The organism is uncultured Roseibium sp. (genome assembly GCF_947496995.1).
In the GTDB taxonomy this organism is placed as follows: Bacteria; Pseudomonadota; Alphaproteobacteria; order Rhizobiales; family Stappiaceae; genus Roseibium.
Map to the genome: position 1 here is coordinate 1,913,404 of NZ_CANMFD010000001.1, position 19,901 is coordinate 1,933,304.

The 19,901-nt window shown below is 58.1% G+C and carries 17 protein-coding genes; 16 read left to right on the top strand and 1 reads right to left on the bottom strand.

Translation table 11 applies throughout. From position 1 onward, the window contains the following. Window positions 1–161 precede the first annotated feature (161 nt). The 16 genes from Q1B40_RS08570 (at window position 162) to Q1B40_RS08645 (ending at window position 19,408) form a co-directional block, all read left to right on the top strand. A complete protein-coding gene (locus Q1B40_RS08570; RefSeq protein WP_299812424.1) occupies window positions 162–1,862 on the top strand; it encodes a portal protein in 1,701 nt (566 codons plus the stop codon). Continuing rightward, entirely contained in the window at window positions 1,849–2,160 is a 312-nt protein-coding gene (locus Q1B40_RS08575; protein ID WP_299812426.1) for a hypothetical protein, read from the top strand. Before Q1B40_RS08570 ends, Q1B40_RS08575 begins: the two co-directional genes overlap by 14 nt. A 2-nt stretch (window positions 2,161–2,162) precedes the next feature. Then, the gene (locus Q1B40_RS08580) at window positions 2,163–3,041 is read left to right on the top strand and encodes a hypothetical protein (protein WP_299812428.1); all 879 of its coding nucleotides are present in this window, start codon (window positions 2,163–2,165) and stop codon (window positions 3,039–3,041) included. Window positions 3,042–3,118: 77 nt separating this feature from the next. Then, a complete protein-coding gene (locus Q1B40_RS08585) occupies window positions 3,119–4,156 on the top strand; it encodes a hypothetical protein (protein WP_299812430.1) in 1,038 nt (345 codons plus the stop codon). Between the two features lie 70 nt (window positions 4,157–4,226). Further along, the gene (locus tag Q1B40_RS08590; RefSeq protein ID WP_299812432.1) at window positions 4,227–4,583 is read left to right on the top strand and encodes a hypothetical protein; all 357 of its coding nucleotides are present in this window, start codon (window positions 4,227–4,229) and stop codon (window positions 4,581–4,583) included. 18 nt (window positions 4,584–4,601) lie between these two features. Then, the gene (locus Q1B40_RS08595; protein ID WP_068419559.1) at window positions 4,602–5,189 is read left to right on the top strand and encodes a hypothetical protein; all 588 of its coding nucleotides are present in this window, start codon (window positions 4,602–4,604) and stop codon (window positions 5,187–5,189) included. Next, complete coding sequence (locus Q1B40_RS08600) at window positions 5,186–7,618, top strand: hypothetical protein (protein ID WP_299812439.1); 2,433 nt, start codon at window positions 5,186–5,188, stop codon at window positions 7,616–7,618. The genes Q1B40_RS08595 and Q1B40_RS08600 overlap by 4 nt, the downstream gene beginning before the upstream one ends. A 22-nt stretch (window positions 7,619–7,640) precedes the next feature. Further along, complete coding sequence (locus tag Q1B40_RS08605; protein ID WP_156510649.1) at window positions 7,641–8,120, top strand: hypothetical protein; 480 nt, start codon at window positions 7,641–7,643, stop codon at window positions 8,118–8,120. A gap of 11 nt (window positions 8,121–8,131) precedes the next feature. Further along, window positions 8,132–10,777, top strand: a complete 2,646-nt coding sequence (locus tag Q1B40_RS08610) for a hypothetical protein (protein WP_299812443.1) — start codon at window positions 8,132–8,134, stop codon at window positions 10,775–10,777. Window positions 10,778–10,788: 11 nt separating this feature from the next. Further along, a complete protein-coding gene (locus Q1B40_RS08615; RefSeq protein ID WP_299812445.1) occupies window positions 10,789–14,994 on the top strand; it encodes a hypothetical protein in 4,206 nt (1,401 codons plus the stop codon). A gap of 47 nt (window positions 14,995–15,041) precedes the next feature. Continuing rightward, window positions 15,042–16,970, top strand: coding sequence for a hypothetical protein (locus Q1B40_RS08620; RefSeq protein ID WP_299812447.1), 1,929 nt, complete (start codon window positions 15,042–15,044; stop codon window positions 16,968–16,970). Then, window positions 16,970–17,479 (top strand): hypothetical protein, encoded by a 510-nt coding sequence (locus tag Q1B40_RS08625; RefSeq protein ID WP_299812449.1) that lies wholly within the window; start codon window positions 16,970–16,972, stop codon window positions 17,477–17,479. The genes Q1B40_RS08620 and Q1B40_RS08625 overlap by 1 nt, the downstream gene beginning before the upstream one ends. 91 nt (window positions 17,480–17,570) lie before the next feature. Further along, the gene (locus Q1B40_RS08630) at window positions 17,571–18,305 is read left to right on the top strand and encodes a TylF/MycF/NovP-related O-methyltransferase (protein ID WP_299812451.1); all 735 of its coding nucleotides are present in this window, start codon (window positions 17,571–17,573) and stop codon (window positions 18,303–18,305) included. An 80-nt stretch (window positions 18,306–18,385) separates the two neighbouring features. Next, on the top strand, window positions 18,386–18,601 hold the full coding sequence (locus Q1B40_RS08635) for a hypothetical protein (protein WP_299812453.1): 216 nt from the start codon (window positions 18,386–18,388) through the stop codon (window positions 18,599–18,601). Beyond that, entirely contained in the window at window positions 18,591–19,055 is a 465-nt protein-coding gene (locus Q1B40_RS08640) for a lysozyme (protein ID WP_299812455.1), read from the top strand. Before Q1B40_RS08635 ends, Q1B40_RS08640 begins: the two co-directional genes overlap by 11 nt. Continuing rightward, on the top strand, window positions 19,052–19,408 hold the full coding sequence (locus Q1B40_RS08645) for a hypothetical protein (protein WP_299812457.1): 357 nt from the start codon (window positions 19,052–19,054) through the stop codon (window positions 19,406–19,408). Before Q1B40_RS08640 ends, Q1B40_RS08645 begins: the two co-directional genes overlap by 4 nt. A 203-nt stretch (window positions 19,409–19,611) precedes the next feature. On the opposite strand, the gene Q1B40_RS08650 is transcribed toward Q1B40_RS08645, so the two are convergent. Further along, window positions 19,612–19,901 (bottom strand): hypothetical protein (locus Q1B40_RS08650; RefSeq protein WP_299812459.1); only part of this gene is annotated, 290 nt, incomplete at its 5' end.

Below are 19,901 nucleotides of genomic sequence, written 5' to 3' on the forward strand. Positions count from 1 at the left end.
GAGCCTGATCCACAAAGGCAGGCAAAGAACCTGAGTGAGAACAACCGCCGCCGCCGGGCTGCGGCCTTCGGTGGTCGGGCAACCACGCTTACGAGCCCGCTTGGGGTGAGCAACTACGGTTCCGCCTCTCGGGGCGGTGTCACGGTCCTCGGGGGTGCTTGATGGGTATCGTTGACGATCTGAAACAAGAGCTGCAGGCAGCCCGATCCGAGCGGCTTTGGTACGAAACCGACTGGCAGGACTACATCAAGTACACGGCGCCGGATATGGAACGAGGTTTCAACACGGTGCGCGGCGTCTCTGCGCCAACCGGTATGGTTGCTCTACAAAGTTCGGCAGCGAAAGAGCGTTCTCGCGGGCTCTATGACGGCACTGCTGTCTGGCTGCTTGACCGGCTTGTATCCGGTGTTGGTGCCTTGACGATGCCGGAAGGCTTCCACTGGCACGGCGTTGGGTTCGGCGATCCGTTCGCTCCGGAGCCAGGGCAGGTAGACGAAGAGTTCTTTGAGGCTGTCCGGGACCATCTGTTCAAGGTGCGGTATGCGCCGCGTTCGGGCTTTGCTTTGGCAAACCGGTCCCGGCTGGTTTCCACGATCAAGCTGGGGACCGGCATTTTGATGCCGCACGAGAATGAGGGCAGCCTTGCTGACATCCGTGTGCCGCTGCACTACCGGTATATTCCGCTTTATGAAATGTTCCTAGTCGTGGACGCACAGGGCAACGATTGCGGCTTCTTCCGGGTGCGGACGCTGAAAGCGTGGCAGGCCGTGAAGGAGTATCAGGGCAACGTTTCGGATAAGGTCAGCACGGACGCGGGCGACCCAAAGCGCAAGTCCAATGAGCATGTGTTTGTGCATGCCTGCTTCAAGCGCGAAGGTGGAAAAGCCGGGGCAAGCGATGTGTCGCGCTCCGCTTTTGAAAGCCTGCACTTTGAAGAAGAGAGCGGCCATATCTGCCGCCGCTCCGGCTTCTTCGAGTATCCGCTTGTTGTGAGCCGCTGGGATCGGGACGGGCTGTCGCCTTACGGCTCGCCTCCGCAGGCAAAGCTCATGGGAGACATCAAGAGCCTTCAGAGCTTGGCCAAAGAGGCATTGATTGCCAGTTCTCAGGCGGTGCGGCCGCCTCTAGCCACCCATGACATGGAGCGGCAGCTCAATCTCAATCCGGGCAGGGTCAATCCCGGCCTGATCAACGAGAGCGGTCAGCCAATGTTCCGGCCCATGATCGATACGGTCAATCCGGGAGCGGCTGACAATCAGATTGAGAACATCCGGGAAAAGCTCCGGATCGGGCTTTATGGCGACCTTTGGCAAACGCTTCTGGAAGGCAATGGCCGCACGGCGACGGAGGCGAACATTCGGCGTCAGGAAATGGCCGATATGATCGGGCCGTTCTCCACGAACATCATGGCAGGCAATGAAAACCTGTTTGAGCGTGAGATCGGGGTGCTCGGCCGCCGTGGTGCATTTGCCCCAGGCTCGCCCTTAGAGCCGCCTGAAGCCGTTCTGGATGGCGAGGTGACGCTGACTTCCACGGCTCCAATCGATCAGATGCGCGATGCAGGCCACTTCGAGGCAATCATGGGCTTTCAGGAGTATCTTGGGGCGGCTGCGGCTGCTGATCCAACCATTCTTGATCTGCATGACCGGGAAGAGGAATACGATTTGACGCTTAAGTCTCTCGGGCTTCCGGCAAAGCTCAGGCGCTCTCCGGAAGAGGTAGCGCAGGTGCGGCAGAACCGGGCTGAACAACAGCAACAGGCCGAACAGCTTGCTGCCGGTGAAAGCATGGCACGCATGGCAAAGGATGCTGCCCCGGCCTTGACGGCATTGCGGGAAGGTGGCGGCCATGATCTGGCGTAGCCTTCGGCGGCGAACGCCTTTCATAAGCCGCAGACCGGCAGAATTGGAACGGGCCTATCGGTCCGTTTTTTTGTGTCCGGATGGTCAAACAGTTTTGGCCGATCTCGCGGCGCTGAGCGGTATCTACCAAGCGCCGCCCATTGACGTTGATCCGCGCAGGGGCGGGTACGTGGACGGGCGAAAGGCGCTGTTTGCCCGCATCCTCTCAATGATCCGCATTTCTGAGGAAGAGCATGCCGCCTTGCAGGAAGCGGCCCGGCTCGAAACCCTTCCATCACTCCCACACGAGGACCCTTGACGATGACCACTGTAATTGGTGCTGGCACGACAACGCAGCCTACTCCCGGCGCTGAAAATCCCGGTGCTGACTTCCTGTCGTCCCTGAGCGACGACAACAAGACATTGGCCACCCAGCAGGGTTGGAACGATAGCGGTGCGGTGTTTGACGGCTACCGCGCTATGCAGGGCCAGCTCTCAAGTTCTGTGGCCTTGCCGGGCGAAGGGGCAACCCCGGAGCAGGTGAGCGACTTTTACGGCTCTGTCTCCCAGCACTGGACGCCGAAAGACGGCTACGAGTTCAAGATGCCGGATGGCCTGGCTGAGAGCTTTCCCTATGACGAGGCCTTCGCCAAGGAAGCGGGAGGCTGGTTTCAGGAAGCCGGGCTGCCGCCTCATGTCGCGCAAACGCTGCATGATAAGTGGGTTGGCAAGATGGCGGCGGCGCATGAGCAGACAACGGCCACCCAGGCAGCGGAGGCCGCAAAGACGGCGGAAGCTGCAAGCGCCGCCCATGACGCTCTTGTCAAGGAATACGGCCAGCCGGACAGCGATGGCTACAAGAACCTGATCGAGAAGGCTGTCCGTGCTCAGACGGCGCTGAAAGATGGCGGCGTAGACGTTACCGACTGGTTTGCAGACAAGGGCCTGATGAGCGAAGCGGATGAAAAGGGGAACCAGCAGGTTCTGGATCCCACGGCGGTCAAGCTGCTGGCTTTTGTTCACGACAAGGCGCTGACGGAAGATGGCCTGTCCCAGATTGGCGGTGAACAGGGCGGCAACCCTTTCGACAAGAGCAAGACTGACCTTGCCAAGCAAGACGAGCTCTTGAGGACCAACCCGGAGCGGGCCAAAACGCTCATCAAGGCTGCAGGCCGCGATCCGGCGTTGTTCGGGCTGTAAGCCCCACTCGGGGCAAGGCGCTCCATTCCTGAAAAAAACAAAACTACCAGACAGTCCCAACAGAAAGGTTTGACTGAATGACCACTGCTGTTTCCGATATCGTCGTTCCACGCGTATTCACGCCTTACATGGCCGAGAACAAGCCGGCCAAACTGATCCTTCTTGAAAACTCCGGCATTCTGGCCGCTCCGGACCCGGAGATTGGCAAGCGTTTTGAAAGCGGCGGCAGCCTGATCGAGACGCCCTTCTGGGAAGATCTGGACGATGGCGAGCCGGTCATCATCGATGACAGCGACAACAAAATCAGCACCGCGAAAATCGGCGCTTCCGACATGAAGGCCTACAAGCACCGCATGGCCAAAAAGTGGGGTGCGAAGACGGTCGCCAGCTACGCGGCTACGGGCCGGGGCGATAGTGCGATGAACCGGGTTGCGGAGCGGATCGGCTCCTATTGGGGCCGTCGCAAGGAAGAAAGGATCATGGCAACGGCGTCGGGGGTGATTGCCGATAACGTTGCGAACGATGGCGCTGACATGGTGTTTTCGGTCTACTCGGATGTTGCCTCACCCACGGCGGCAAACCGGATCAGCTATCAGGCGATCAACAAGGCCCGGCTGACCATGGGCGAAAACCTTGACGATCTGCGTGTGATCGCCATGCACAGCTTCGTTTACGGTACCTTGTTGGACGATGAAAAGATTGAGTTCAAGAAGCCGTCCGAAGCGCCGTTTGAAGTCCCTTACTTCGCCGGAATGATGGTCATTCATTCGGAAATGATGCCGGTGAACGCTGGCGCGAATTCCGATGAATACGATTGCTTCCTGTTCGCTCCGGGCGCGTTCATGCACATCGATCAGGTGCCGAGCCGACCGACGCAATACGGCAACGAGGGCACGGAAATCACGCGTGATCCGGATATCGGTGACGGCGGCGGCGCGGACTACCTGACCACGCGCCGGTTTGAATTGATCCACCCGCACGGGATGGACTTCACCGCCGCCAGCCTTGCCAAACAGCAAGGCGCAGCCCTGGCTGAGTTGAAGAACGCGGCCAATTGGGACCGGAAGTACCGGCGCAAGAACGTCAAGTTCGCTTGTCTCAAGGTGAATATCTGACCGACTGAAAGATCAGGCTTGAAGGAGCGGGCGGCATTGGCCGCCCGTTTTTGTTTGGGAAAGGGAACACATGGGAACCGCAGTAGACGAGCGCCGGAAACGGCATTTGAAAGCCCTTGAGGCACGTCATAGGGAAGAGTTCGACAAGGAGCACGGGCGGGAGAAGACCCGCAAGGACGCAAAGCGGGCAGCTCTTGCAGATGCAATGTCCGCGCTTTGGAACAAGAGCCGGTCGGGCACGGAAAGGCTCGGTAGCGCAGAGGCGACCGCTTCAGATGGTCAGAAAGGGCCGCTGCCGGAAGGCTGGAGGGAGGCACACTGGAAAACACTTCAGGCCATGGCCGCCGAATTTGCTGGTGTTGAAACGTCCAACAAAGACGAGAGCATTCAGGCACTTGAAGCATACGAAGCCAGAGTTTCGAAGTAGCGCGAGAAAGGGGGCACAGTGTCTGGAACCGTCAACACTGCAGTCGATGTCGCCAATCTTGCACTTGCTCATTTGAAGGAAGCGCCAATCCGCGATTTCGATTATTCGTCCGTGGCATCGCGTTGGTTCCGGAATCATTATGCGAGCTTCCGGGATGCTTATCTTGCACAACATGATTGGGATTTCGCAATCGAGTTGACCCGGATCGGGGCGGATGGCGTATCGCCGCCGTTTCGCTGGAAATACCGGTACCGAAAGCCGAATGACGCTTTGCGCATACCACAGCAGACCGTTGACGGGGCTCCGGACGGGGCACTCATCCGCTTTGAGGTCGCTGGTCAGTGGATCATGACAGACCGGGCACCGCCATTGCCGCTTCGCTACATCAGCAGGGTGACACGTGAAAGTGAGTTTTCGCCGCTCTTTGTGCATGGCTTTGCGCTGTTTCTAGCCTCGGGCTGTGCACACGTCATCACGGGCAAGAACAGTCGTGCACAGGAGCTCCGGGAGGCGGCAAGCCAGGCGCTCGAGAGTGCAGAAACCTATGACGCCGGGCAGGGGACGCCTTTGCCGATGGCTGATCTTGAAATCATTGAGGGCAGATGAGCTACCAGCTACAGGCCACATTCAGCCGGGGCGAGCTTGACCCTGAGCTGATCTACCGTGCCGATCTGGAATTGTTCCGTGCCTCCCTGGCCGAGTGCGTGAACTTCATCACCTTGAAGCGCGGTGGACTTCGGCGAAGAGGCGGAACGCGGTTCATTGGTGAGGTCAAGGACAGTGCTCAAGGCGGCTGGCTGATCCCGTTCGAGTTTGGCAACGGGCAGTTCTACATGCTCGAGTTCGGTGACTTCTACTTTCGGGTGTTCACGAGCGAAGGACGGGTGGGGAGTGTCGAGGTTGAGACCCCGTACAGCCGGGCAGTTTTGCCATCTCTGAAATTCGTTCAATCGACGGACACTCTGTTCATTGCCGGTGGCGGTGTTGCTCCGCAGGCCTTGCAGCGGCGCGCGGAGACCGATTGGTCCATTTCGCCGATGGCTTTTGAAGACGGGCCGTTTCTGGATGTGAACATTGCGCCAACGAGCCTTGTACCGGCCGAAACAGGCAACCCGGTCCCGGAGATGACCTCAAACACGGTCCCAAGCGGGGCTGTATCGTCATCAAACGGTAGTGGCTCCGCGTTTCAGGTGTTCAACCGGCAACCGGGCAAGATGGTCTTTTCAAGCGACTCCGAAGGCTGGGTGCAGTACCGGTTTCCGGCTGCTGTCGTGATCGACGCCTACATGCTTCAAGCGCCGAACGACAACAGCCAGAACGACGACATGCCCTGGCAGTGGAGCCTTGAAGGTTCAAACAACGGTGCTGCCTGGACCATTTTGGACAGTCAGGATGCTCAGGACAGTTGGGCATCGAGTGAATGGCGGGACTATGCCTTCCACAACGAAACGGCATTCACTTACTACCGTCTGCGTTTCACGCAAGGCGGCGGTTCGGCGGGTGATGATTCCGCCATCGGGCAGATTTTGTTCCATCAGGCCGGAGATACGCAGGCTCCGTTCACCCTGACGGCATCGGGAACCGAAGGCATCAATGGGGGACAGGGGTTTCTGGCTTCCGATGTCGGCAGGCATGTTCGCTTTCGAGGGGCGGATGGATTTTGGCGCTGGTTCAAAATCACCGCGGTAAATTCAGCCACGAAGGCACTTGTTCGAGTGTTCGGCCAAACGCTGCCCGACACCAGTGCAACCACGCTTTGGCGGCTTGGTTCTTGGTCTAAGACAACCGGCTTTCCCGAAACAGTGGGCTGGCACAAGAACCGGCTTGCGTTTGCCGGGACGGCAACAGAGCCGCAAACGATTTGGGAAAGCCAGACAGGTGACTTCAACAACTTCACTGTATCGCATGTGCTGACAGCCACGGACGCGGTGACAGTGGGCGTTCTGTCCGGACAGGTGAACCGCATTCAATGGTTGGTGGATGACAATGACCTGATCGCGGGAACCTCTCGGGCGGTTCGCTCCATAGGCAAGGCGACGGATCAGGAAGTGTTCGGGCCTGAGAACGTGGAGCAGAAGCCGGAAACGAATTTCGGCGCGAACGCTGTCAGTCCGATCAAGATCGGATCGGTTCTGCTCTACTTCGGGCCATATGGGACTGACATGCGGGAAATGGCCTACGATTTCTCAGCAGACGGTCGCTTGTCGCAATCTGTCAGCGAGTTCCAGTCACATCTGTTCATGCGCGGAATATCGGGTGCCTGTTACCAGCAATACCCGGACAGCATCATCTGGTCGTGGGACACGGGCGGGGCTGCGATTGGCTTCACGTATGAGCGCCAACAGCAGGTTTACGGGATGCACCGGCATGATTTCGGCGGCGTCGTCGAATGCATGGGGGAACTGAGCGGGGTGCGTTCCGATGAGGTCTGGATGATCGTTCGAAGGACGGTGGATGGCCAGACCCGGCGATACATTGAAGTCATGCAAAGGCCGTTCAGAACGGCCGATATCAAGGAGGCATGGCACCTTGACTGCGCAGCGCTCTATGACGGGGCAGCGGTCTCTTCCTTTTCAGGCCTCGGGCATCTGGAAGGCCAGGACGTTGTGATCTACGCGGACGGGACAGATTACCCGGCAACGGTCGAAAATGGTTCCGTTCGCCTGCCTTCCGGCCAGACGGCGGCGCGGGCTCTGATCGGGCTGGATGTAACGGCGCGTGCGGTAACGCTGCCCTTTCCGGTCAATGCGCAAGACGGGTCATCGATGGGCCGGAAAACGCGGGTTGATGAATGCAAGGTCGCTGTTCTTGAGACAGGCACGCTCAAGGTGGGGTCGCCTCAAACCTACATGGACGAGCTGATTTATTACCGGGCGGGCGATCAGGCCGGGCAACCGGCACCGCTGCGCACCGGAGTACTGGATCAGACCCTCGAGACCCGTTGGGAAGACGGCGGGCAGTTGACCATTGAAGCCTCGGGCGGAAAGCCCTGCACAGTGCTTGCGCTTAACTTCGGAAGATCGGGAGAACCATAGAATGTGTGAGCCGGGGTTTATCTTGGCAGGGATTAGCGCAGGCCTCTCACTGGTTGGTGGAGCGACACAGGCGCAAGGGATCAGGGCCGAAGCAGAAGCAACTGCTCAGGCCGAAGAAACCCGCGCTGAGCTTGCCGAAAGGCAAAAGGCGGTCAACCAGACGCAAGCTTCCTATGAACGCCGCCGGACACTCGGGAGGCTCCAGCGTGTTCAGGGTCAGGTGCGCGCTGCTGGAGCCGAGAACGGCCTGGCTGAAACCGGGTCTTTGGTCGATGTCCTGGAAGCAAACGATCTGGAAGCTGCCGAAGACCTTGAGGCAACGCGGTTCCGCTCCGAAGGTGAACGGGACACGCTGACATATGAGGCCGGTGCGGCCCGGCGGCGAGCCTCAACAAGCCGTCAATCAGGCCGCACAGGGGCGGCGGGCGCGATCCTTGGCGGGATCAGCGGCGGGGTGACGACACTGGGCACAGCCTATTCGCGCTACAGCGCGCAAAACTAGAGAGAAACGCAGTGGCAAGATTGGACAGGTACGCCGGCACTCAGCAATTGCCGGGGGTGAGGCGTGCGCAGGTCATCGCGGACACTTCTGCCGCACAGGCGACCCAGCAATTTGGCCGTCAGCTCCAAGGGGTGGCTGGCGATGTCAACCGGCTGGGGCAGCAATTTACCTCCGACCAGCAGCGCATTGATGACTTTGAGCGCAAGCGCGGTCTGTTGTCTCTTGAAGGTCAGCTTGCCGAAGGTGAGCGCACATCGCTAGAGAACCTTGCTCCGGGCGCTGCCGGGTTTGAGCAAGACATGCTGGCGAATTTCGACAAACAGGCTCAGGCCTTCCTGGGGGCGGTACCGGCAAGCGCTCGCAAGCAGGCCCAAAACGATGTGCAGGCGCTGCGCAATCGCTATCAGGCCCGCTACAGCGCGACACAGTCCAACGAACAAAAGAGGTATTTCGAAGAAGGTATCCTTGAGAGCAACGATCAGCTTGCCAAAACTATCCGCTCAAACCCTGAAACCTACGAACGTTCGCTTGCTCGCGGCAGACAAATGATCGAGGAAAGCGGGTTGGATCGGATTGAAAAAGAGACCGCTCTGAAAGCGTGGAAGCGCATGGCGTCTCTGGCTTGGTTCGAAACGCTTCCAGCATCCGAGCGCGCATCCCTGTTGCAAGGTTCGAATGTCGATGCCTTGTCGCTGATCCGTTCGAAAGAAGGATTTCGAGAAAAGGCTTATGCCGACACAGGCGGGCCGGATGGAAAACAGTTTTCGGGCTGGCGGGCCGGTTTTGGCTCCGACACTGTTACGCGGGCCGACGGATCGATTGTAACGGTCACTGAAAACACAGTCGTGACGCGGGAAGACGCAGAGCGCGACCTTAAACGCAGGGAAGCCAATTCGCGTGTAAGTGCAATCAAGTCGATTGGCGTTGACGCGTGGAATGCAATGCCGCCCAGGGCGCAAGCAGCTCTGACCTCGATCACTTACAACTACGGTGAACTGCCGAAAAGGCTTCATGCGGCTGCCAAGTCCGGTGATCTGAAAACACTGGCAAATGCGGTGCTTGGTTTGGCTGGTGACAACGGCGGGGTCAACAAAGCGCGGCGGGAACAAGAGGCCGCAATCATCCTTGGTGTCGCGGCAATCCCGAATGCCTCGCCCGAGGTTCAACAGCGGCTGGACACCCTGAGCTATGAAGATCAGGTCAAACTGTACGATCAAGCGCAGTCAGATCTTGTGAGCGTTGCTGCTGACCGTATGGACGGGTTTCGGCTTCAGATTGCCACTGACCCGCTGTCAGTGGAACGCCAACAAATCCTTGCCGATCCGATGCTTGATGACGGTCAAAAGGCCGTGCTGATCAAAGCCCATGATGGCGCTTTAAAGAGCGGCGAGCGGCAGCGTGAAGCGATTGATTGGGCGAACGCGCCACAGAAATCCAACCCTCTCGACCCGGAGGCGCGCAAGTCAGCCGAGCTGATGTTCCAGCAAGCTACGGAAGCCGGGGCCGATCCGGATGCAGTGGCGCGAACTCTGGTGTCGGGAAAGGGCGTTGTAGCCCGGCCTTACGTCAACATGATCCGGAACGGCTTGAACAGCCGCAATGCGCAAGAGGTTGGGCAGGCTTACCGGCGCGCAGTGGATCTTTACGGGATCGATGAGCAAGCGGTTGTCGGCGCGGAAAATGGTGCAGCTCTTGAAGAGGCCGCGCTCAAATGGCGGTTTTACCGCGAAAAAATGGGGCTTGGCGAAGACGAAGCCGCGCAGCGCCTGGCGGAATTGAACAGTCCGGACGCGCAAGAGCGTAGAAAGCTTCTGCTGGAAAGCGATGAATACAAGGCGGCCGATAAAAAACTGGATGCCGGGACGATTGCGGGCTTGTTCGATGAAGGCTGGTTGTCGTTTGCGCCCGATGTTGGATCGAATCCCAAAGCGGAAATCTATGCGGTTGGCGAGTTCAAGAGGATCTATGCCGAGACATTTGCTGAAACCGGGGGTGAACCGGACCTTGCAAAAGAGCTTGCATTCAAACGGTTCTCTCGTAGCTGGGGTGTCTCTGACTATTCGGCGCATGGTGACGGTGTCGTCATCAAATACGCTGCAGAAAATCTGCATCCGCCGATTGGCGAGAGTTATGGGTATATCAGGGATGAGGCGCTTTCTCTGCTCGAGGAAAACGGCGTTGACGCAAGTGAGGTTTTTCTAGAGTTCAACCCGACCTACACATTGCAGGACATGCGCTCCAGCGCAGGCAATCAAGCGCTTGGTCCCCGGATGACCCTGCAGTACCGCAGAGGCGAAGACGGCCCGCTTGAATATTGGCCGGTTGCCTTCCGGGTTGATGTTGCCGGGGCGCATGCTGCTTTCGAACAGCAGCAGGAAGACGATCAGCGCGCACAAATCGAGCGTTGGCGGGCAGAGCGAGACCGTAAGTCGGCAGCTCCCAGCCGATATGAACGCCAGAAGAAACGCGGTGCCGGATCAAAGCCGGACAGCGAGACACTGAAAGAGGCCGGAATTGCGCTGAAGAGCGGCGCCGCGGCAGTGGCCGCCGCGGTTGATGGCGGGATTGACGCTGTCGTCGATGCATTCCCCGATCGCTCAAGCCGGGGCAATGATCCGCGTTCGCGGCGGTCATTCAAACACAGAGACAAAAACTGATGCCATTTGACATGAGCAGCCCGGTTGAACGGGCTCAAGACGTGTTTTCGCCTCATGACCTGAACCGGGTAGGTGAACAGGATCAGGAAGCCGGGCTTTCGCCGACGTTCGGGGAAGCATTGGGAGCCTCTGCACGGCTTGAGAATGAAGTGGTGTCGCTTGTCGTTTCAGAGGCAACCAACATGCCATCTGCCGAGTTCAATCGGGTCGATCCCGAGTTCGATATCACGCCGGACATGCTCGATGGCTTTGAAGACGAACAGGACCGGTTGCTTGATACTTTCAATGCCGATGCATTCGATGCCGTGAAAGCCGACATCGAGCGGGAGCGGGGGGACCGGGACATCCAGAACGCTTCAGGCTGGACCGGAACTGCGCTCGGGTTCGGGGCTTCCATGGCGAGCCCAACAAGCCTGATACCGGGCGGGGCAATGGTTCGCTCTGGCCGACTTGGTTTTTCAGCGCTGCGCTCCGCAGGGTCTGTGGGTGGCGCGGCGGCTGTTGGCACTGGCCTTCAGGAGGGCGTGTTGCAGATGACGCAACAAACCCGCACGGGAGCGGAAAGCGCGGTTGCTATCGGCTCGTCTGTCATCCTGGGCACATTGCTCGGCGGCGCGGGGGCGGGGCTTTTGAGCCGTGCAGAGTTTAACAAGTTCAGCAAGGCGCTTGAAAACGATCTCAGCGGGGAGGTCGCGAACCCCTCGGATGTAGCGCAAGGCGTTCTGCAAAGACTGCGCAGCGGTGGTGCTGCAGCAACCGAGGATCTGGAAAAGATCGATTGGGAGAAAGAGCTCGGAATTGGCGGTGGGCGTGTTGCTGAAGCTGTCGCCAAGGCAACGGCTGCAGTCAAGCTCAATCCGGGCCTTGAGCTATTGACGAGCCCGTCAATGGTCACCCGGAAAACTTTCCTTCGGCTAACCGAAAACCACGTTGCGACTGAGGGTGAAATTCAGGGACGTTCGCTTGGGCCTGCCGCTGAAACCGCAATGAAACGGTATGATGGCGGGTTGGCTGTCTTCCTCGACACTCGGCGTCAGAGCTACAGGGAAGCACGCAAGGCAGGGTTCAAAGGCAAGATGAAGGATTTCGACCTTGCTGTAGCCCGTGCGGGTCGCCGTGGAGATGTCGATCCGGATGGCAACGCGTTCGTTACAAAGGTGGCTGGTGCCTGGCGCGAGCTTGCCGACCTGTTGAAAAACGAGGGTGTTGACGTTGGTTTGCTGGACGAAGGCGTCAAGGTCAAAACGGCCCCGTCCTACCTTCACCGCCTTTACGATCAGGCCCGGATTGTTGCCAGCGAAGCGGCAGGCTGGAAAGCGCCGCGCTTCCGGTCGATCTTGCAGCGGTATGTCAAGGAGCAGGTGCAGGCCGCTGTCGCCCGGCAGGAAGAAATTGATTTGGCCAAGAAAATCAGCCGCTCCGACGACGTTAACGAGCAGTTTGGGAAGGCCATGGATCGGGTCAATTCGATTCAGGGTAGGTTGACCGGCCGGGCAGAAGCCAGAGACCGGAAACTGAGTGCCATCCGCAAGAATGAGGCAGAGCGTTTCGATCTGCTCCGAGGCCGGGCACCACGCGAAGTCATCGACGCGGCAAAAGCGAGTAAGGATGACGACTACATGGTGCGGGCTGTCCGCGAGGTTTCCAAGCCTGCAAAGAACGGTGAAACTTACCCTGTCTTGCAGCTTCTGAAACAACTCGGCGGCGTCCGCAAACACTCCCGGCTGGATCAGGAATTGCGGGCTCTTGGAGTGACGCCGCAAACCGTGCGCGGCCTGATCTCGGACAAGGGGAGGCTCAAGGAGGCTGACAACCTTGTTGCAAGGGAGCATGACCTTTTGGTGAACATGCGCACCGATCAGAACGGCTATGCGGACCCGGCCGAAATTCTGGAAGCGATCCAGGGTGAACTGGCAGGTGCTCCGGTTCTGACGGAAGACCAGTTGGCGGAAGAAGCTGCGCGAGATGTCCTTGAGGCGAATGTCGGGCAATGGTTGAAAGACATCGGCTTGCCTGAAAACGCAACTGTCCGGGATGTGCGCCAGCATCTTGGGCAAGCCTTGAAAAACGAGGACAGACTTTCCCATCTCGATCAGGCCATCAACCGGATGAACGGCGAGCTTGAAGAGTTCGACCGGCTCACCGATGAAATCAGCCGGCAGCGGGCAATTGCAAAGGCTGAAGCCGACAATTTTCTTGATGAGTTGAACAAACTGGAAGCTGACATAAACGAGGTCAGGGAACTGGCAAATGCATCCCCTCGGGTTGCACTGGTCGTGGACTATGCCGACGCCCGCAAAAGGCTCGCCAAAGCGCGCTACGAGCAAACCGGCGCAACACGCAAAATCGAGGCAATCGAACGTCTGGACGGGACTGCGGAGTTCACGCCTGAAATGGCTGATCAGCTCCGGGCTTTGCGCTCAGACAAGAATGCGATTGATGAGCGCGTCATTAAGGCCAAGGCAAAGGTTGAAAAGCTCAAGCCAATGCAGCCAAAGGACCGTGGCGACGAACTGGATTTTGCCGACGATTTGGACCTTGAAGCCTATGCCGAAACGATTACCGAAGACGTTTTCAATCGGGTGACGGGCAAGAGCGTTTCAGATGTGCCTGAATGGGCGGTGCCGGTCACACAAGGTCCGCTGAAAGGGCGGACGCTCAACATACCCGATGAGTTGATTGAAGGTTTTCTGGTCAACGACATGGAAATGATCGCGCGCCGGTATGTCCGCAAGATGGGGCCGGAAATCGAGCTGACACGCAATTTCGGGCGGGCGGATATGAAGGACGCTCTGGAAGACATCCGGAAGGACTATCGCGCTCTGCGGGCGAAGGCGAAGGGACAAAAAGAGATCGACAAGCTTGAAGTGCGTGAGCGGCGCGACATCAAGCAAGTTGAAGCGTTCCGGGACATCCTTCGCGGCACCTACCGGACTGCCGAAGAGCGGTCTAACTGGTCGGCTCTGACTCGGCTCGCCCTATCCTGGAACTTCATCCGCCTTTTGGGCGGCATGACGATTTCCAGCATTCCCGACCTTGCGAACGTGATGACCCGGCAGGGCATGCAGTCCTTTGCGCGTGAAGGACTGCCAGTCTTGGTATCGAATTCGAAGGCCGTCCGAATTGCCAAGCGCGATGGCCGGGAGTGGGGAACAATCAAGGAAACCGTGCTGCAAACGCGTCTTGCTGAAATGGCAGAGCTGAACGATCCGTATGCGTCTGGCACACCAGCGGATAGGCTCATGTCAAATGTGGTCTCGCTGTTCTCGCGGATGACCTTCATGGGTGTCTGGAACGATACACTCAAGACAGTCGTAACAGTGCAGGCCGGAAGCCGGATCGCGCGGCTTACTTCATCCAGTCTCAAGGATTTGGGGCAGGGGCGCGGCAAGGTCGCCGACTTTGGAAAATTGTCTAGCTGGGACAAAGCCTATCTTGGCAAGCTCGGCATTGACGAAGGTATGGCCTCAAGGGTCGCGGATCAGGTCCAGAAATTCGGCGTTAGGGAAAACGGGGTTTGGGGTCTCGATCTCAGATCGTGGACCGACAAGGAAGCTCGACGCGTCGTAGGGGCCGCTCTTGCAAAAGAAGCTGACGGCGGGGTTGTCACGCCCGGTGTGGCTGACCGGCCTTTGTGGTCGCGGACCAATCCGGGGAAGCTGGTCATGCAGTTCAAGAGCTTCGGGCTGGCTGCGCATCAACGCATCATGCTTTCCAGATTGCAGGGGCGGCAGAAGCATCTTGCGGAATTTCTGCTGTTTGGAACGCTGATGGGGATGATGGTGTCTTACCTCAAATACATCGAGCGCGGGGACTTCGACCGGTCGAATGCCTTGCTAGAAAATCCCGGCTTGTGGGTTGCTGACGGCTTCGACCGAACCGGCATAGCGCCGGTGCTGATGGACATCTCAAACACGGCTGAAAAGGTCGGTATGCCGTTCGGCATCAAGTCGGCCGCGCAAGCTCTTGCCGGTGACACGGACAAGGGGGCTGATGTGTCCCGATATGCAAGCCGAAACACTCTTGGTGCTCTGGGCGGCCCGACTGTCGGGACCATTCAGGACATTGTTTCAATCGTGCGCGAAGCCTTGAGCGGGGAAGTTACGAGAAGCGGTGCCCGCGCTGCCATCCGGCAGGTTCCATTCGCATCGCTCCCCGGAGCGCGCACGGTAATGGAAACTCAAGTGAAACCGGCTCTTCTCGACGCCGTGAATTAAAGGACATCATGACAGTAGCAGCCCTGACCGAAGGCCGGGCCCAAATCTTGGGCGACGGCATGACGGATCGTGTCGACTTGCCTTTCCAGTTTGTCGACCAAAACAACCTGCAGGTGACGCACCGGACTTCTTCCGGCGCAATCACTGTTTGGCAGTATCAGCAAAGCCCGGGCAACTGGCATTTTACCGGCGGCAACTTCGGCACAGGAACCGTGCTCTTTGACGCCAGCGCCTTGCAGGTAGGCGAAACGCTGACAGTCTTGCTGGTGAGCAAATACGATCAGCCTTACAGCCTGGCGGGCGGGGAGATTGACCCGGCGGTCATGGAACGCGCCATGGACAGGACGGCGATCAACATGCAGTCGGTAGCCACCCGAGCCTTGATTGAGGCCAATGGTGGCTTTGACCTAAAAGGCCGGCGGATGATCAATGCGCTTGACGCTGCGAACAATCAGGACTTGCCGACACTGCAGCAGGTTCTTGAAATCGCTTCTCTCCCCGGCGCTCAAGGGCCGAAAGGCCCGGTTGGCAATCAGGGGCCGACAGGACCGTCTGGTCCGCAAGGCCCTGCAGGTCCGCAGGGGCCACAGGGAGAACGCGGCCCGCTCGGTTATGAAGGTCCAAGAGGCCCGACCGGCTATCAGGGGCCGGAAGGCCCGCGCGGTCCCGAAGGCCCATCTGGTCCGACGGGCTCACAAGGTCCGATTGGTGTGCAAGGTCCGCAAGGGCCGGAGGGGCCGATTGGGAAGTCTTTCGATCCGGATTACACCGGCTTAACGGCCGACCGTGCAGCCTATGACGCAGAACCCAAAGACACGTCCTTTCTCGATACTGAGGCCGGAATTGTCTATTGGAAGCTCTCCAACGCGGTCGGCGCCTGGTCAACGGGTGTCAACTTCGGGCGCGGGCCGCAGGGCTTGCAGGGGCCGCAGGGCATTCAAGGTCCGGCCGGTCCCGTCGGGCTGAACCACCGGGGAACCTGGAACATCGCAACGGCTTACGTTGAGCGGGATACGGTCAGCTATGACGGGTCTTACTTCATCTGCATGGGAGCTCATACCGGCGTCACTCCGGACGATGCTGCGGCCGAGTGGGACATTGTCACCGCCAAAGGGGAACGCGGTCTGCAGGGATTGCAGGGCATTCAAGGTCCGGAAGGCCCCCAAGGTGTGCAAGGCCCGGAAGGCATCCAAGGTCCGAAAGGCGATACAGGCGCGCAAGGGCCGACCGGTGCGGAGGGGCCACAAGGCCCGCAGGGCGATCCCGGTTTGATCTATCGCGGTTTCTGGTCTTCTGGCGATACCTACAATTCGGAGGAAACGGTCACCTACAACGGGTCTTCATATATCTCGTTGCGGGTGAACATCGGTCAGAACCCGAGTGTTTCGCCCGATGATTGGGGACTGCTGGCGGCAAAGGGTGATCTGGGGCCGGTTGGCGCAACAGGACCAGAAGGGCCGCAGGGCTCGACCAGCTACGACGCTGGCACCGTTGGAGGGTTGTCGCCAAGCCAGCTTTTGCGGTCTGACATAAGCGGGACAATCTCGGGGAACCTTAGTGTCGGCGGTCACGTGTACGCTACTGGCTACATTTACGTGAACATGGACAACAGCGGCGATGCTTGGGTCGTGTTCAAAGATGGCAACAGCGGTGGCGCAGACCGTCTTCTTGGATGGGACGACAGCGCAAACGCTTTTGTCGCTGAAGAGAATGACGGGGGAATTCACAAGCTAGCGCTGGTCTATGATGGATCGTCCTCGTCCAATACCAACTTTCCGATTGGGACGGTCGTTTCCGCATACGGGCCACTCACGAACCGCGCCGCCTCAAAGGCACTTCGCCTATCAGGCAACAATAATGCCGACTTCTACACCAGCGACAGTGGCCTATCACTTGGTTCCGCTCTGACTGGCACATGGAGATACAGGGGAGCCACAGCAGGTGATCCAAGAGCTCTCTATCAAAGGGTTGCGTAATGAAGGCAAAAATCATCTCTTTCTTCGGGTTTGAGAGTCACCCGGAAACCGATCATGCCGAAATGGATATGCGACGGATCATTGGCGTTGCACATTACGAAGTTGAATACCCGGATGGCTCCACCGAGGCAATCTTCACAGGCCTCCGTCCCGGTGAGAACAACGCATGGAACCTTGAGGTCATCAAGGCCGCACAGGTTTGGCGTAGTGCTGGCGGGGTGATCGGCGCGTGGGTTCCGCCGACTGCTGAGGAAATTCGAGAGGGCATGCAACCACTGTCTGCCCGCCAATTTCGGCTGGGGCTCCTCGACGCTGGCGGAACATTCGCCCAGGTGGAAGCTGCGATTGCTACGATAGAAGACGAAACCGAGCGAGCGAAAGCGCAAATCGAATGGGAATATGCTGCGACCTTCAATAGGATGCATCCGCTAGTGGTCAATTTGTCAGTGTCCTTGGGCTTCAAGCCTGAGGACATAGACGTGCTATGGGCAAGGGCTTTGCAACTTTAACATCCAAGTGTGCTGAAACAGATTTTGCATTCCAAAGTCTTGAACTTGGTGGTATCTCGCGCTGCACTACAACAGATTTCAAGAGGTTAACATGGCATTCGGAGTAGGGCGAGCGATCAAGAAAATGCTTAAGCCTCAGCAACCTCTGCAATTTGATTATGCGGGAGATAATATTGCGGTTCGGAAAAAAAATCTTTCGTTCATGAGCGACAAAGATTTTGCTTTTGCTTGGGGAAAGGCCGTCGAAGGAAATAGACCAGCGTGGGGAGGTCGTACTAAGGATGTGCGGTGGCGAGCCCACACCGCTGTATGGGCTGCTAAACACGGACTCACCTTGGAAGGGGATTTTGTCGAATGTGGAGTGTTCTTAGGACTACTTTCACTTACGATTTGCCACAGTCTGAAGTTCGAACAGATCCCCAGAAATTTCTACCTCTTTGACACTTTCGACGGTATTCCGGACGACGGCAGAGACGCGACAAAGAAGCAAAACAGAGCTTATTTTGATTGCTTCGAATATGCCAAGAAAAATTTCTCGCCGTTTCCAAACGTCAGGTTAATTCAGGGAGCATTACCAGGGACTCTGCCGGAAGCTCCAGTCGAAAAGATTGCGTACCTTTCTGTAGATCTAAATCACGCCAAATACGAAAAAGAAGTCATCACAGAGCTTTGGGATAGACTTTCCAGATCTGCAATAGTTCTCATTGACGACTATGCATTTCAATCAAATGAAGAGCAGTACGAAATGTGGAACGAGTTTGCAGCATCAAAGGGAACTTCGGTTCTCACGATGCCAACCGGTTCTGGCATCCTGATAAAGCCGTAGTACTCAACTGGTCATTGTTGAAATTGCAATCAAGCAAAGCCGCCCCTGAGGCGGCTTTTTTTGTGCCTGAAAGGACACTCATGCATCTGGTTCCCAATTGGCGCACTGTCCTGCAAAGGGCTTGGACCGTGCGCCTGATGATCCTTGCCGTGCTGCTCTCTGGCGAGGAAGTGGCGTTGCCCTTCCTGGGTGACTTTATTGCGCCGGGCTGGTTCGCCGCTCTTTCGGCGCTGACTGTAGCGGCCGCGTTCGTGGCACGCATTCTCGCACAAAGGAATATGAAAGATGGGACGTAAAACCCGCTTGGCCGGGACCGTCGGCGCGGCTGCAATCGCGCTTGTCGGTGCCTGGGAAGGTCTGCGCCTGACTGCCTATCGCGACGTGGTCGGCGTTCCAACGGTTTGCTATGGCGAAACCTACGGGGTGGAGTTGGGCGACAAGCACACAAAGGCCAAGTGTGACGCAATGCTGCTGGCCTCGCTCAAGAAGCACGAACGTGGGATGCGTCGGTGCCTCAAGAGGCCGGACGCCGTTCCTGCCAAGTCTTACGTCGCCTTCGTAAGCCTGACCTACAACATCGGGGTAGGGGCCTTCTGCCGATCCACCGCGCGCAAACGCCTCGACCGGGGGGACGTTCGAGGCGCTTGTGACGCGGCAACCTGGTTCAACAAGGCCGGTGGCCAGACAATCCGGGGGCTTGTGAACCGGCGCGCGGCTGAGCACGAGCTTTGTCTGGCGGGGCTCAAATGATCGGGCTTCTTGGAACTATCTTTCAAAGCCGCGCCGCCTGTTCAGTCCTAGCTGTGGCCGCCGCTATAGGCGGCCTTTTTGTTTGGCACACAGTCGACAAGTCGAGCGCGGTACGGCGGGCGGTGGCCGAGTATGTCGCCGACATGGAACTCACTGCTGCCAAAGCGCAACTGGACGAATTGCAGCGCCGGGAAACTGTCGCTGACCAAGCGCGCCACCGCCTTCAATCCGAAATCGATCTGGCCCAAGCAGAAGCTTTAGCCGCAACACAGGAGCTTGAAACCTATGTCTCGAGTGTGGGGGATGGCTGCACTGTGCAGTCTGATCTTCTTGACCGCCTGCGCAACCGCTGAGGATCGACTGCGCGCTGCAGCGGTCCAGACCGGCCAGCAAGAGGCGCGCAGGAAGCTGCCACTCTATCCAATTGACTGTGGACAGCGGGAAACGTCAGGTGTGCGCGCTGGCGAGCCGCTCGATGTCGCGCTTGTCAGAACAGATCAAGCACTTGGCCGCGCCAATGCCCGGATAGGGCGTTGCAGCCGATGGTATGACGAAATCAAAATGGGCTTTGAAGATGAATAAACAAGACTTGGTCACCGTGCCTGTTGCTGCTGGTGCAATTGCGTGGCCAAACATTCACGGCGTTGTCGAATTCGCGGCAAGGGAAGCGCAATTGATGTTGCCGCTTCTCGGTGCTTTTTGGCTGGTCGTTCAGATTATAGCCAAAATTCACAGCACATGGATTAAGCCAAGGCGATAGCGCCTTGGCTGTAAGCGGCGGCTGGACCCCACCTGTTCGCTCCCGTCGTGATGCTGGAATCCATACCCATTGTCGATTTGGGAATG

What these genes read in the sequence shown, in the direction of transcription:
- Q1B40_RS08570 (WP_299812424.1), top strand. Translation starts at nt 162, where the DNA reads ATGGGTATCGTTGACGATCTGAAACAAGAGCTGCAGGCAGCCCGATCC.
- Q1B40_RS08575 (WP_299812426.1), top strand. Translation starts at nt 1,849, where the DNA reads ATGATCTGGCGTAGCCTTCGGCGGCGAACGCCTTTCATAAGCCGCAGA.
- Q1B40_RS08580 (WP_299812428.1), top strand. Translation starts at nt 2,163, where the DNA reads ATGACCACTGTAATTGGTGCTGGCACGACAACGCAGCCTACTCCCGGC.
- Q1B40_RS08585 (WP_299812430.1), top strand. Translation starts at nt 3,119, where the DNA reads ATGACCACTGCTGTTTCCGATATCGTCGTTCCACGCGTATTCACGCCT.
- Q1B40_RS08590 (WP_299812432.1), top strand. Translation starts at nt 4,227, where the DNA reads ATGGGAACCGCAGTAGACGAGCGCCGGAAACGGCATTTGAAAGCCCTT.
- Q1B40_RS08600 (WP_299812439.1), top strand. Translation starts at nt 5,186, where the DNA reads ATGAGCTACCAGCTACAGGCCACATTCAGCCGGGGCGAGCTTGACCCT.
- Q1B40_RS08615 (WP_299812445.1), top strand. Translation starts at nt 10,789, where the DNA reads ATGAGCAGCCCGGTTGAACGGGCTCAAGACGTGTTTTCGCCTCATGAC.
- Q1B40_RS08625 (WP_299812449.1), top strand. Translation starts at nt 16,970, where the DNA reads ATGAAGGCAAAAATCATCTCTTTCTTCGGGTTTGAGAGTCACCCGGAA.
- Q1B40_RS08630 (WP_299812451.1), top strand. Translation starts at nt 17,571, where the DNA reads ATGGCATTCGGAGTAGGGCGAGCGATCAAGAAAATGCTTAAGCCTCAG.
- Q1B40_RS08635 (WP_299812453.1), top strand. Translation starts at nt 18,386, where the DNA reads ATGCATCTGGTTCCCAATTGGCGCACTGTCCTGCAAAGGGCTTGGACC.
- Q1B40_RS08640 (WP_299812455.1), top strand. Translation starts at nt 18,591, where the DNA reads ATGGGACGTAAAACCCGCTTGGCCGGGACCGTCGGCGCGGCTGCAATC.
- Q1B40_RS08645 (WP_299812457.1), top strand. Translation starts at nt 19,052, where the DNA reads ATGATCGGGCTTCTTGGAACTATCTTTCAAAGCCGCGCCGCCTGTTCA.